Source organism: Protofrankia sp. Cj3, assembly GCF_917627355.1.
GTDB lineage: Bacteria > Actinomycetota > Actinomycetes > Frankiales > Frankiaceae > Protofrankia.
The window spans coordinates 16,212-29,044 of sequence record NZ_CAKJTR010000053.1 but is presented as its reverse complement, the minus strand read 5'-3'; the positions used below and the strand labels follow the sequence as shown (position 1 = coordinate 29,044).

The window sequence follows — 12,833 nt, the reverse complement described above, 5'->3', positions numbered from 1 at the left end:
CGACCACCTACCAGCGGACGGACTCCTGATGGCGATCGACCGCAGCTCTGTGGACGTGAGCGCGCTTGGCCGTGGGGACTGTCAGAAGATCTTCCGGTAACTACCAACAACGGGGCCTTCACCTGCGGAAACGGCCCGCTGGCGCTGGGTGTTACACCGTTGTTCTTACAGGCCCCTGTGCGCGGCGACCGTTCTTGGGATCATCCTGCTCACGCTGACGTCGTTCCAGACCGCCCACACCCGCAACGACATCCATGACGGAGTGGCTGCGCTCCAAGGTGTGATCGGGGCCGAGATGGATATGGCTCTCCTCGCCGATGATTACGGTGCCCGCGCCAGATCCCTCATCGCCCCACAGGACGTCGCGAATGCTCTCCCAAGCGTTGGCGGTGGGGATGCCGTCGACAGCCTGCGAGTTGACCGGACGGCGGCCACCATGTTCGCAGGCGCAACGAACGCCAAACGTTTCAGCAGCCTGCTGGATCCCGTTCTTCGCCTCGATGCCACGGAAGCTGAGCGTACGGCAGTCTCCCAGGCGAACACGGCATACCGGGAATTCACCACCATTGACCAGGATATGAAAGTCGACGCTAGCGATACCGACGCTGACCATACCCGGGAGGCTGTCTTGGCGCCCCGTACCAGCAGGCTTTTGAACGCATACCAGCGGACTGAGGACGCACTCGGCGCGACGGCTGAGTCTACGCAGCGACGCTTCGACACGGCGACGCATGCCGCCGCGTCGAAGTACTGGCTCGGCACCGGTATCCCGGTTCTAACCGGCGTGGTGGTACTGCTGCTGATCATCGGGATTTTCCCCCGACTAGGCGAGTACCGGTGATGATCGTACCGGTGCGGCGGATCGCCGCGATTTGTCTGACGTTGCTCCTCGCCAGCGTCTGGCTGCCCTCTTGTTCAGAGGGCGACACAGCCGGCACCGTGACGGTGTTCGGCCCCTGGACTGGCCCGGAACAGGACTCTTTCCTCGCGATGGTCCGACCGTTTGAGGTGAGGACCGGGATCCGTGTCCGGTACGAAGGGGCGCGTGACTTGGACGCCGTAGTCACGAGCCGGCTGCAGAACGGAACCCCACCGGATCTCGTAGCCTTGTCCACCCCCGGCGAACTGTTGGACCTGTCCGCCCGTGGTGCCCTGCTGTCACTCGACTCGGTCCTCGAGCCGCAGATGGCGAAGCAGTACGGCTCGGAGTGGCTACGGCTCGGGCAGGACAAGGGCAAGCAGAAGGCAATCTTCGTCAAGGTGGCGCTGAAGGGCCTCGTTTGGTATTCGCCGACGTCGTTCCAGGCCGCCGGCTATCAGCCGCCTGCGGACTGGACCAGCTTGGCCGACCTCACCCACCGGATCCAGGCGGCAGGTGGTAGGCCCTGGTGCCTGGGACTGGAGTCGAGTTCGACGTCGGGGTGGCCGGGTACCGATTGGGTGGAGGACATCTTGCTGCACCAGGCGGGTCCGGAATTCTACCGACGCTGGTCACAGGGGCAGCTGGAGTGGACCTCGCAGAAGGTGAAGCAGGCATGGGAGACTTGGGGCAAGATTATCAACGACTCCGTTGCTGGCGGCCCGCTCGGCGTCTTGCTGACCAACTTCGGGAACGTCGGCAACGGCATGTTCACCGACCCGCCTCGCTGCACCCTTGACCACGAAGCCTCATTCATCACCGACTTTTACAAGCGCTACAAGCGCGATGGCCACCCTCTTGTAGCAGGCAAAGACTTCGACTTCTTCCAGCTGCAGCCGGACAACCCTGGCACCTCGACACAGGAGGTCGCCGGGGACCTGCTCGGCATGTTCCGGGATACGCCCGCGGCCCGCCGGCTCGTCCGTTACATCGCCACCCCCGAGGCACAGCAGATATGGGTTCGCCGGGGGGGCGCCATCTCCCCGAACCACGAGGTCCCACTCGACGCCTACCCAGATACGGTGTCCCGGAAGGTGGCCCAGATCGCAGTCGATGCCACGGACGTCGAATTCGACGCGTCCGATCTCATGCCGGCCGCCATGCAGACTGCCTTTTACCAGGCGGTGCTCGCCTACATCGCCGACCCAGGCCGGTTGGAAAGTCTGCTCGAAAACTTGGAGAAGGTGCGCAAGCTTACTTATTGATCCGCAGCCTCACTTGTACCGTAAGACCCTCGGGCTGCCCCCGGCTCCGCAACACCAGACCGACACGACATGGCGGCAGTTCCTGCGCACCCAGGCGTCGACGATGCTGGCAGTGGACTTCTTCCACGTGGACTGCGCGGTGACGCTGCGGCGTCTGTACTGCTTCTTCCTCATCGAAGTCGGCTCCCGCACCGTCCACATCCTCGGGGTCACCGCCCACCCCGACGGTCCGTGTGGACCACCCAACAAGCCCGGCACCTTACTCATGGACCTCGGTGACCGGGCTGCCGGGCTTCCGGTTCCTGGTCCATGACCGGGCAGGTCAGGTCAGGTCACCGCATCCTTCGACGCGGTCCTCGCCGACGCCGGCATCACCGCGATCAAGAGCCCACCCCGAACCCCGCGGGCGAACGCCTACGCGGAATGGTTCGTCCGCACGGCCCGGACCGAGGTCACTGACCGGATGCTGATCTTCGGTGAGTGGCATGTGCGCACCGCCCTGGCCGAGTACGCGGCCCATTACAACGGACGACGGCCTCACCGTGGCTGCGCTTTTCAACCACCACGGCCTGACTACCCCGTCGCAGACCTGACCAGGGAGCGGATCAAGCGCCGGCCCGTCCTCGGCAACTTGATCAACGAATAGGAACGAGCCCCTAAAATCCCAGGTCAACGCCCGTAGCCGGCTTCTGACACCCCACATGGTCCCGCGTCGAGCGACTGGGTCATGAACACGACATTATGGCTTTCCGCAGCCTGCCTCCGATCCACTTGTAGGGATGGCGCTGGTGGGCTGGTTGCCGTGCTGGTCAGTGCACCGGGTGGCGAACGCGGCGGCGGTCGGGTCTGCGTCGAGGTCGCTGTAGAGGTTGCTCGCGCGGGGCGGTGGGGTGCTGCGGGCCGCGTAGCGCGTCAGCGAACCCGTGGAGGCGGCGGCTGACGCGGCCCCCAGTTGACCAGCGCCGAGTCCGACTCGCTGCCGTAGAAGGTCTCGCCCCCGTGGTCGGCTGGTCGCCATGGGGTCGCTGGGCGCGTCGTCGGCAGAGCCAGCCGAGGAAGAAGGCCAGCGTGGTTAGCGGCGCCAGCACCAGGCTGAGTAGGACGCTGTCGGTGTGGGTGGCGCCGTGGCTGGGCGCGGTCGCGAGGAGGATCGCGGTGGCGGTATGGACCGAGTGCCCCGTACCAGGCCGGCAGCCTCGTCCCCGTGGTGGTCTGGTGGGTCGACATCGCGGTGCGGGTCATCGTCCGCCGGGCGGCCGTGTGAGGAAGGATCGTGGTGCCTGGCGGCCCGGCCTGGTTTGTGATCCCCTGACGTAGGATGTCCCGGGTCTGTATCTGCCACTGACCTGCGACTATCTGTAGCGTGAAGTAATCCCCTGTCGCGACAGGGCCAGCCCGACAATACTTAGCTGGAGTCCCCTGGTCGTGATCCCACCCCTGGTTGGTCAGCCGCCGCACCTACCTCCCGGCCGGTACCGGGCGGCCCTCGACGAGGTCTTGGAGCGTTTCGTGGACGGCTTCCCCGGATCGTCGACCCGCCGGGAGATCTGGGACGGCTTCGTCGCCTACCTGCGGATCTGGGCCGACATCGAGGAGCGGATGCGGCCTCATCTCGGGGACGACGCGCTGCTGAGCGTGGTATGGCTCGCGGGCAGCTTCATCTCGGGGAAGCTCGATCCACACAACCTGGATCTGTCGGTGATGGTCGGTTACGACGCCATCCAGAAGTGCAAGGGCAAGCCGGGCGCCAAGAAGCTCGTCGAACTGGCGAACCGGGAGAAGATGCTGAAGCAGTTCCGGCTCAGCCCGATCCTGATCCGCTACCGCTACGTGCAGAGTCCGTTCCGGCTTCAGAACCTGGCCCCGGGGCCGGAGCTCGACTACGCGCTGAACCGTGGGGCGTTCGACGACTTCTGGCAGAGAACCCGGCCGGTCGGCGAGCCTAAAGGCCCGCCGGCCAAGGAGAGCGGCGCGTTGAGCCGCGGCTACCTGGAGGTGGAAGTATGAGACGATACGATCTTGAAAGGTTGTCCAGTCCAGCCGCCCGCCGGATGGCCGACGACTACCTCAGCCAGGCCGGCGACGATGCCGACGCATCCGATGTCGATCTTGTCGAGGCGCTGGACCGCAGCTTCGCGGAAGCACTGTCCGCCTACGATCCGGACGCGGTGACCGCCCGGTTCCTGTCGCTGAGGTTCAGCGGGGACAGGGTCAACGGCCGGCTGCCCGAACGGATCGTCGAGGAGGTCCTCGCCGCGTTCCGCAAGGAGCTCAGGGGAGCGGCGCCTTCGGCGAGCCAGGCCGACCTCCAGCTCGACCTCGTCGGCTTCTCGCGGGGCAGCGCGGTGCTCCACCTCGCCCCTGCCCCCGTTCCCGCCGAGCTGGCGGATGAGGGCAGCCAGCTCGCGCTTCCCATGGTGGACCCCGTTGACAGCGCGGTCCGCTCTGTCGCGGACCTGCACGACGCGGCCGAAGGCCAGCAGGACATGCGACGGTTCGCCGACAGGACGGACCTGCTCCACGCCTTCGTCGCTCTGACCGATGCGCTGGAACGACACGCTGTCGACCTAGACGTGATCTGGCGGTCCTCGTCCGGCACCAGCCGCCGGGCCACGCTCACGGAGCTCGGCCGCGCGCATGTCCGCAGGAACCTCGAACGGCGAGAGTCGGTCGACCAGCGTTTCTTCACGGGACGCGTCGTCGAACTCAACATCAACGGTTCGTTCTCCCTCAAGCTCGGTGTCGCGAAGAACAGCCCGCGCATCGACGTTGATGTGAACAGCGAGGAACGCCTCCTCAGTCTCGGCCTGGGGCTCGGCGAGACCATCACTGTCACCGTCTCCCGCGCTGTCGAACACACCAACCTGGGAATCACCTCGAAGAGCCGGTACAGCCTGCTCTCAGTCGACTCACGTTTCACGAGTGTCGACGGGCCGTAACAGGCAGATTTCTTCCGGTGGGTCGACTCGTTCAGATCTGGAGAACCTCCGCAAACGCTTGCTCATCGGCGCAGGCACTGCGCGCAGCCTGGTCGCGCAGTTGCGCAGCGACACCGAGGCAACGTTCGGCACTCGGCACCAGCCAGCAGCGGGACAGCCTGACACCGTCGAGCACCCACGGCTGACCGGAGGACGCGGGCAACATCTGGGTCGACAGCGAGTCGCTGTGGCCTGCCGGCCTCGCGGTGCTGCTCGCGGAACCGCCGGGTGGGTGAGAGCTGCTGGGCGGCGGCCATGTGGGTGGCGAGGATGCGGTCTCGCCGCCGGCCTCGCCGTCGCCTGTGCCTGCCGGTCGTGGTCTGCGCGGTCACGGCGATGACAGCGATGACGGTCCTGCCTAGCTAGGGCGACAGGGTCTGCCAGACCATTGCGTACGGCGCCGACCTGGAGGATTCACCGCCGACAACACAGACCCATCTGGTGCGGGCCGGCTTCAGTCGTCGCGCCCGGCACCGCGATCGGGTGCGCTCATGTCTCCCGTCCCAGGCGTGCCACGCAGGTACGCGGTGCCCTTCGGACCGGCTGCCGGCGGTTCGAGGAGCGTGACGTTTGTGGGCACCGCGCCGCCGTCGAACACCTTCTTCCCGACGCCGAACACGATCGGGTGCACCCAGAGGTCGAGACGGTCGAAGAGCTTCTCGCGCAGGAGGGTCTGCACCAGGTTCAGGCTCCCGACGACCTTCACGTGCTCGTGCCGGGCACGGATCTCGCGCACTGCGCCGGCCAGATCCGGGCCGAGCTGCGTGGACTCGGCCCACAAGAAGCCGGGCTTGCCGCGGGAGGCCACGTACTTCGGGACGCTGTTGGGTCGACGTCACCGAGGTGTCGGGTCCTGCGGACGACAAACAGGCGAGCAGGCTCGTGGACGGGGTGGACGCTGCCATAGCGGGCAATTGCACGTTGCTCTCAGTGAAGGAGTAAAGCGGCACCGGAAGCGGCTGCCCGTTGCGCGTGCTGACCTCGGGCTGTGTCTGGCGGCACCTGCTGTCGTCGTCCGGGCTAATCGCCGCCGACGGCGCACCGCCGCTTCCATGCCTGGACCTAGCAGGCTGCGGCCCCGGCTGCACCGGGCGGCGGCGCTGCTCAGCCGGTCCACCACGGGCGTCCTACCAGCTACAACGCCCCCGAATGGAGGCGGTTCGCGCAACGGCAACCTGGACGTCCAGGCGGGGCTCGAACCGGCCGCCGAGGCGCTGACCAGCACCGATCCAAGCGCCTGGTCTCCAAGCGGTAGATCGCAAACCGCATTCGCGCAGGCCAGAAACATGATCAATAATGTGGTGGGGCGAGTGGGGCTCGAACCCACGACCGGAGAATTATGAGGACTATTCGGCTTAGAGCGCCCGGCAATAGGGACGCGGCGTCGCGGGGCTGAGGCACGCACCTCGCCGCGTTGTCGTCGGTCGACACCCCAAGGACCAGGGTGACTCCCTCCGCCGCCTTGCGATGTACGTGCCCCAGCCCCGCTCCCTGATCCACGCCCCTATTGCCGGGCGCTCTTAGCGGCGTGCTGAGCTGCATAGATGCAGCTCGCGCGGCACAGTCGGTGGCCGAGTACTCCGCTGTAAGGAGGTCGGTTGATCCGCGCTCCTGTGCGGGACGTCCCAGCGCTTGGTGGTGATCATCGGCGGTGCCGTCAGGCTCGGTCCGGGTGGGCGCTGCCTAGGGCCGACTGAACGGGCGCGGCACTGCGAGGCTGTGTCCCTGATGCGGTGCGCGCACGCGGCCGTGCGCCTGGGACCTACGCTGGGACGAGTGGACCGCGGTCCACCGACGTCGTGGACGTCTGACGATCAAACCTGGCCGGGAGGCGATGGTGACGACGGCCCTGCCGGAGGACAGCTGGCTGCGTGACCTGCGCCCGCAGCCCGCGCGCGTGACAGCCGCAGAGTATGAGGCGCTATCAGAGGAACTCGCACGGGCAATCGAGATCGTCGACGGCTACATCGTGTTCTGCGAGGCCCCCACCCCGGATCACCAGACCGCCGGCCGGCGGCTGGCCAACCTCCTGGAGCGGCACGCCCGGGACGCGGTGAAGTCAGGCCGGTTCGGCTGCCTGACGGTCAACAACGACGTGGACCTGCGGCTCCGCGACGTCCCACTGCTCAACCGCCGGCCCGACGTCATCCTCTACCGCTGTCTCGACCGCGACCGCGGCGAACGGCTCCGCGCCGAGCACGCCCTGCTCGTCATCGAGATCGTCTCGCCCGGCTCGGAGACTCAGGACACCACCGACAAGCTCGGCGAGTACGCCCGCGCGGGTATCCCGCACTACTGGATCACCAGGCTCGACAACGACGGCGTCACCAGCATCGAACGCTACGCACTCGACCGCGCCAGCATGCTCTACAAACACCTCGGCACCTTCATGAAGGACGAGGCCAGCGGCCCTCCCGAGATCACCAACCCCATCCCGATCACCATCACCTGGGACAACCTGACCTTCTGACCTACATCCGCCAGTAGCGCTGTCGAAGATCGTTGACGGCTCAGGATGGGCTGGCCGGCGTGGCGCACCAGCCGGCCGGGGACCAGGAGCAGGTCGCGGCGGAGACGGGCGGCGTGCGCGCGGCCGGTGTGCTGGTCGTAGCCGGTGATGGCCTGCAGCAACGCGGAAATCCAGCCGGCGAGGATCGCCGCCCACATCCGGGAGTGCCCGAACAACGGTGTGACAGCCAGCGCCAGCGGGCCGTTTCCGCAGGTGGAGGCCCCGTTGTTGACAGCTACCGGAAGATCCTCTGATAGCCCCACAGCCGCAAGATCGAAAAGAGTAACCGACCGCCAGCTGGGTGAACATCGACTGCGACAGGATCGCCGACTCCGCCGCCAACACCAGCCGTGCCGTCACCGCTGGTGGGGCCGGCGCCCGCCCGACCCGCAGCCCAGGGGCCAACATTTTTGAGAACGACCCCAGATACACCACATCGTCAGGGGCGTCGGCGCGTATCGCCCGCATCGCCCGCACCGGCTCACCCGTGAACGACAGCAGTCCGTATGGGTTGTCCTCAACCACCAGTACCCCCGGTCGGCGGCACAGGTCGATCACCTCGGCCCGCCGCGGCGCCGTCAGCGTGATCCGCTGGGATTCTGGAGCGTCGGCACCCTATCTGGAAACGCTCCTTGTCAGCTGTTCCCGGCCAAGCCTTCTGCCAGCTGGTTTTCCGACATGTGATCATTCGGTTACGAACGCGCTGACGGCAGCCGACAACCAGGACCGCCGGCCCGGTCCCGGCTGCCCGGTCGCCTGCCAGCCGCGCCTGTCATCGGCATCTGTCATCGGCGCAGCAGCCCGCTGGCGAGATCCAGCATCTGCGCCGTCCGAGCGAGGGCCTCGCTCAGCCGCACAGCCTCGGTGACCGCCTTCTCGATGCCGACCAGCCGCCCGATCGCACCGCAGGCGGACGTGCGGCCAGCTTCCTGGCGGAACTGCCCGACAGCGGCCCGCGCGGTGTCGATCGAGCCACGGACCCCGATGAGCCGTGACACCAGGCTGGGCCTGACGCCAGGCGTCCCGGCCGGGAGGAGGGCCTCACCAACCGTGGCAATGGCCGGCAGCCCGACCGCGGCGAAGTCGTTGACCGCCACCGCCATCAACCGCGTCGTCTGAACGGGGCAACCGACCAGCGGTACCCGGGCAGCCAGCGCAAAGACCAGACCGCCGGTGAGACGCCTGGCCGCGGCCGTCTCACGGATGACCTCATTCGTCGTCTGGCGCAACCGGGCCACGGACATCCCGCGACCAGCGGACAACTCACGTTCGAGCTGACCGAGCTGGGTCTGGGCGATCCGCAGGTGTGACTGCGCCAGCCGGCCGCGAACCGCTACCCAGGCGGTGGCCACGGCAACCAGCAACAGCACGATCACAGTCGCGGCCGCCAGGACGTGAAGCCTCGAGAAGCGCCGGCCCCAGCGGGACCACGGGCACCGGAGGCTCGTCCCGGTGGCCAGCCCCGGTTTCATCTACTAGCGCTTGCGCCGGTGGGATCCGGTCGTTTTCGCGTCAAGCGCCAACGGGGTCGTCAGCTCCGCCGACAGATCACCGCCAGCCCCGACGCCGCCAACCGGATGCTCCATGGTGCGCGATTCGGCCGCATCGTCAGCTGGGCCCCCGGCGGCACCGTCGGGATCGTCAGTCGACTCACGCTGGGTAGCGATCCTTATGCCCTCACCGTGACCCTCGCTGTGGCCCGCGCCGCTTCTCCCCGGGTCGACCACGCTCTGCTGGGCAACGGCTCGGTGCCTGTTCCGCCGGCCCGGCCCCATCCTGATCTGGGTGTACCCGCTGTAGGAGGGATAGCCGTAGTACATAGCGTCCAGCCCTTTGGTGGGAATCATGTTGTGTACGACCCCCAGCACCCGCGCGTCCACCGCCCGCAGCACCTCGGCGGCCCGGGCCAGCTGTTCCCGCCGGGTCCGGCCGTTGCGGACGACCAGCAGGGTGCCATCCACCTGCGCGGCGAGCACAGCCGCGTCGGTGACCGGAAGCAGCGGTGGGGCGTCGATGAGCACGATGTCGAAGTGGCCGGACAACTCGCGGAGCACCTCGCCCATGCCGCGGGACCCGAGCAGCTCGCTGGGGTTGGGCGGCAGCGGCCCGCTGGGCAGGACCTCCAGCCGGCCACCATCATCACCCCATGGCAGCAGCACGTCATCAAGATCAACAGCGCCGATCAGCACGGAGGTGAGACCGGCGGCGGTCTCGATCCCGAGGTACTCGCTGAAGGACGGTCTGCGCAGGTCCGCCTCGACCAGCGCCACTCGTGCCCCGGCCTGCGCGAGAATGATCGCCAGGTTGCAGGTCGTCGTTGTCTTGCCCTCCGCGGGCGTGGCGCTGGAGACCAGGATGACGCGCGCCGGCATGTCCACATTGGCGAACCGCAGGTTTGTCCGGAGCTGGCGAAACGCCTCCGCGCGCGCTGACTGCGCGTCCAGCGGCCCCACCAGGGGGTAGCGTGCGCCCGCGGTATCGAAGGCGACCGCGCCGAGCGTTGCCAGGCCGGTCGCCGCGGTGATGTCGGCGTCGGTCCTGACGCTCGTGTCGAGCCGCTGACGGAGCACAGCCGCACCGATGCTCACGAGCAGGCCCAGGAGGGCACCCAGGGAAATGGCCCGTACGGGTTTCGGCGACACGGGCTCGGTCGGCAGCTTCGCCTTCTCCCACACGTTCACCCGCACCGACGGCAACTTGTCGGGAGCCGGCGTCTCGATCTGCGCGACAGCCTCGGAAAACACCTCGCCCACCGCGTCCGCGAGCGCCTGAGCGCGCCTGGCGTCGCCATCCGTCACGGTGATCCGCAACAGCACCGTGTCCGGGACGGCTTCGGCCTTGATCTTGGCCTGGAGGCTCCGCGACGGCACATCAAGACCGAGCCTGGCGACGGCCCCCGCAGCGATCCGATCACTGGCAACAAGATCGACATAGGACTTCACCCGCTGCTGGGACAGCAGACCGCCCTGATAGGCCGATGTCGCGCTGTCGGTGCCGTCTGACGACACCACCACCAGAGTCTCCGCGGCGGCGTAGGCCTTCGCCTCCCGCCAGGTGGCAGCCGCGGCGACCAGAACGCCAAGCATGACACAGACCACCAGAAGCGGCCAACTCCGGCGGAGCGCTCTGACGTAGTCCCGAAGTTCCACCAACAGACCTGTCCTCTCCGGGCAAAACATCCTAGTTATCGCAGCACGACGCTGCGCAACCAACATACTCGCTCCGCATCCATGTACTTACCATCAGTAGTTATTACGCTGTGGAGTCATGCAGAAACAGAAGACTTTTGGCCCCCAAGAGCTCCGGTGGTGGCGGGCCGTCGCCCGGCTGTCCCTGTTGGACCTGCGCTGGCGGGTCGGCCTCCAGATCGGTGTCGACGCGGCGTGCCTGGTACTCGGCCTGAGTGCGGCCTACCTCGCCCGGTTCGGCCAGCCGCCCGTGGCCGACGCCGGATTCTGGGTGATCGCCGTTCTCGCGGCCTGCCTGCTCTACGTCACCGGCACAGCTCTGCACCTCTACCTTGGGCGGTACCGGTTCGGCGGCTTCGACGAGGTACTCGCCCTGACCTGCTCGGTCGGGCTGGCCACGCTCGGGATCGTCGTCGTCGACGCCGGCATCAGCCGGCCCGGGCCGCTGCCGGTGGGCGTCCTGCCGCTGGCGGGCGCTGTCGGTCTCGTCGCGATGTTCGGCATCCGTTACCTGTGGCGGCTGGCCGAGAAACGCGGCCGACGCTCACAGCGTCCCGATACCGAGCCGATCATTGTTTTCGGTGCGGGTGACGGGGCCGACCGCGTGCTGGCCTCGATGCTGCACACCCCGGACAGCCCGTACCTGCCGGTGGCCCTGCTCGACGACGATCCCCGCACCTGGAACCTGGCCCTGAGCGGGGTGCGGGTACGCGGCGGGCGGGAGGCCATCGCCACGGTCGCCAACCAGACCGGCGCGCGTACCCTGCTGGTAGCCATCCCGAGCGCCGACGCCACGCTGCTACGGGAGATCACCGAGGTCGCCGAGGAGGCGGGCCTCACCGTCAAGGTGCTCCCGCGGGTGGTGGATCTCATCGACGGGCGCGTGGACGTGCGTGACATCCGCGACCTCGACCTCACCGATCTGCTGGGGCGTTGCCAGATCCAGACCGACGTCTCCTCGGTTGCGGGCTATCTCACCGGTAAACGGATCCTGGTCACCGGAGCCGGCGGCTCGATCGGTTCCGAACTGTGCCGCCAGATCCACCGCCACCAGCCCGAAAAAATGATCATGCTTGACCGGGACGAATCGGCCCTACGGGCCGTCCAGCTGTCCATTCACGGCCAGGCGATCGCCGACGACGAAGCCGTGGTGCTGTGTGACATCCGGGACGTCGAGGCTGTCGACGCGCTGTTCGACCGGCACCGTCCACAGGTGGTCTTCCACGCCGCCGCACTGAAACACCTGCCGCTGTTGGAACGCTTCCCCGGCGAGTCGATCAAGACCAACGTCTGGGGGACGCTCGCGATCCTCGACGCCGCTGTCGCTGTCGGCGTCGAACGCTTCGTCAACATCTCAACCGACAAGGCCGCGAACCCGACGAGTGCCCTGGGCTACTCCAAACGAATCACCGAACGCCTGACCGCCCACGTCGGCCAGCATGCGCGTGGGGTATTCGTCAGCGTCCGGTTCGGTAACGTGCTGGGCAGCCAGGGCTCCGTACTGAGGATCTTCGCCAGCCAGCTGGCGGCCGGCGGTCCACTCACGGTCACGCATCCGGATGTCACCCGTTACTTTATGACCGTCGAGGAGGCCGTGGAGCTTGTCATCCAGGCCGGCGCGCTGGGTGGCAACGGTGACGTCCTCGTGCTCGAGATGGGCCAGCCCGTGCGAATCGCCGATGTCGCCAAACGCCTCGCGACCCGGGCGGCGCGCCCCGTCGAGGTGATCTACACGGGGCTCAGCGCCGGCGAAAAACTGCACGAGGAGCTCTTCGACGACAACGAGCACGACATCCGCCGCCATCACCCCCTGATCTCCTACGTGTCGGCGCCGCCGGTCGAGCGGCGGCACATCCTCGATCTCGACCCGTGGGGACAGCCGGAAAGCGCCAGGACCGCGCTGCGCCAGCTCGCCCGCTGCGAGGATCTCGGCGTCCAGCCGCGGTTGGAGGCCGAGATACCCGTCCAGCCCCGACCGGGCCAGACGCCCACCGCGGTCGCCCACGAACAGTGACGCGCCCACGAACAGTGACG

At 67.5% G+C, this 12,833-nt stretch carries 10 protein-coding genes and 3 pseudogenes; 8 read left to right on the top strand and 5 right to left on the bottom strand.

The window, feature by feature from the left end:
• Window positions 1-151: 151 nt before the first annotated feature.
• Window positions 152-613, bottom strand: coding sequence for a hypothetical protein (locus MJ783_RS09755; RefSeq protein ID WP_239310060.1), 462 nt, complete (start codon window positions 611-613; stop codon window positions 152-154).
• A 15-nt stretch (window positions 614-628) separates the two neighbouring features.
• Here MJ783_RS09755 and MJ783_RS09750 point away from each other — a divergent pair, with 15 nt between their 5' ends.
• The 5 genes and pseudogenes from MJ783_RS09750 (at window position 629) to MJ783_RS09730 (ending at window position 5,063) form a co-directional block, all read left to right on the top strand.
• Window positions 629-841: a hypothetical protein gene (locus MJ783_RS09750; protein ID WP_239310059.1), complete on the top strand. Its 213-nt coding sequence runs from the start codon at window positions 629-631 to the stop codon at window positions 839-841.
• Window positions 841-2,124 carry an ABC transporter substrate-binding protein gene (locus MJ783_RS09745; RefSeq protein ID WP_239310062.1) on the top strand — a complete coding sequence of 428 codons (1,284 nt, stop codon included), beginning with the start codon at window positions 841-843 and terminating at the stop codon, window positions 2,122-2,124. Before MJ783_RS09750 ends, MJ783_RS09745 begins: the two co-directional genes overlap by 1 nt.
• Window positions 2,125-2,146: 22 nt before the next feature.
• Window positions 2,147-2,770 (top strand): annotated as a pseudogene (locus tag MJ783_RS09740) (integrase core domain-containing protein); the annotation flags it as partial.
• 863 nt (window positions 2,771-3,633) lie between these two features.
• Window positions 3,634-4,131 carry a hypothetical protein gene (locus MJ783_RS09735; protein WP_239310058.1) on the top strand — a complete coding sequence of 166 codons (498 nt, stop codon included), beginning with the start codon at window positions 3,634-3,636 and terminating at the stop codon, window positions 4,129-4,131.
• Window positions 4,128-5,063, top strand: coding sequence for a hypothetical protein (locus MJ783_RS09730; RefSeq protein ID WP_239310057.1), 936 nt, complete (start codon window positions 4,128-4,130; stop codon window positions 5,061-5,063). The genes MJ783_RS09735 and MJ783_RS09730 overlap by 4 nt, the downstream gene beginning before the upstream one ends.
• Before the next feature lie 493 nt (window positions 5,064-5,556).
• On the opposite strand, the pseudogene MJ783_RS09725 reads toward MJ783_RS09730, so the two are convergent.
• A pseudogene (locus tag MJ783_RS09725) lies at window positions 5,557-5,928 on the bottom strand (dihydrofolate reductase family protein); the annotation flags it as partial.
• 1,008 nt (window positions 5,929-6,936) lie between these two features.
• Between MJ783_RS09725 and MJ783_RS09720 the strand changes: the two are divergent.
• Entirely contained in the window at window positions 6,937-7,572 is a 636-nt protein-coding gene (locus MJ783_RS09720) for a Uma2 family endonuclease (RefSeq protein ID WP_239310055.1), read from the top strand.
• A gap of 59 nt (window positions 7,573-7,631) precedes the next feature.
• Window positions 7,632-7,865: a hypothetical protein gene (locus MJ783_RS09715; RefSeq protein WP_239310054.1), complete on the top strand. Its 234-nt coding sequence runs from the start codon at window positions 7,632-7,634 to the stop codon at window positions 7,863-7,865.
• Window positions 7,866-7,899: 34 nt separating this feature from the next.
• Here the strand turns inward: MJ783_RS09715 and MJ783_RS09710 are convergent.
• The 3 genes and pseudogenes from MJ783_RS09710 to MJ783_RS09700 form a co-directional block, all read right to left on the bottom strand.
• Window positions 7,900-8,225: pseudogene (locus MJ783_RS09710) on the bottom strand (aminotransferase class I/II-fold pyridoxal phosphate-dependent enzyme); the annotation flags it as partial.
• A gap of 171 nt (window positions 8,226-8,396) precedes the next feature.
• Window positions 8,397-8,987: a hypothetical protein gene (locus MJ783_RS09705; protein WP_239310053.1), complete on the bottom strand. Its 591-nt coding sequence runs from the start codon at window positions 8,985-8,987 to the stop codon at window positions 8,397-8,399.
• Window positions 8,988-9,086: 99 nt separating this feature from the next.
• On the bottom strand, window positions 9,087-10,697 hold the full coding sequence (locus tag MJ783_RS09700; protein ID WP_239310052.1) for a polysaccharide biosynthesis tyrosine autokinase: 1,611 nt from the start codon (window positions 10,695-10,697) through the stop codon (window positions 9,087-9,089).
• Window positions 10,698-10,878: 181 nt separating this feature from the next.
• Between MJ783_RS09700 and MJ783_RS09695 the strand changes: the two genes are divergently transcribed.
• Entirely contained in the window at window positions 10,879-12,813 is a 1,935-nt protein-coding gene (locus MJ783_RS09695) for a nucleoside-diphosphate sugar epimerase/dehydratase (RefSeq protein ID WP_239310051.1), read from the top strand.
• The last annotated feature ends 20 nt before the right edge of the window (window positions 12,814-12,833 follow it).

Coding starts and splice junctions, on each gene's coding strand:
- MJ783_RS09755 (WP_239310060.1), bottom strand. CDS start 613: ATGGTCAGCGTCGGTATCGCTAGCGTCGACTTTCATATCCTGGTCAAT.
- MJ783_RS09745 (WP_239310062.1), top strand. CDS start 841: ATGATCGTACCGGTGCGGCGGATCGCCGCGATTTGTCTGACGTTGCTC.
- MJ783_RS09730 (WP_239310057.1), top strand. CDS start 4,128: ATGAGACGATACGATCTTGAAAGGTTGTCCAGTCCAGCCGCCCGCCGG.
- MJ783_RS09720 (WP_239310055.1), top strand. CDS start 6,937: ATGGTGACGACGGCCCTGCCGGAGGACAGCTGGCTGCGTGACCTGCGC.
- MJ783_RS09700 (WP_239310052.1), bottom strand. CDS start 10,697: ATGCTTGGCGTTCTGGTCGCCGCGGCTGCCACCTGGCGGGAGGCGAAG.
- MJ783_RS09695 (WP_239310051.1), top strand. CDS start 10,879: ATGCAGAAACAGAAGACTTTTGGCCCCCAAGAGCTCCGGTGGTGGCGG.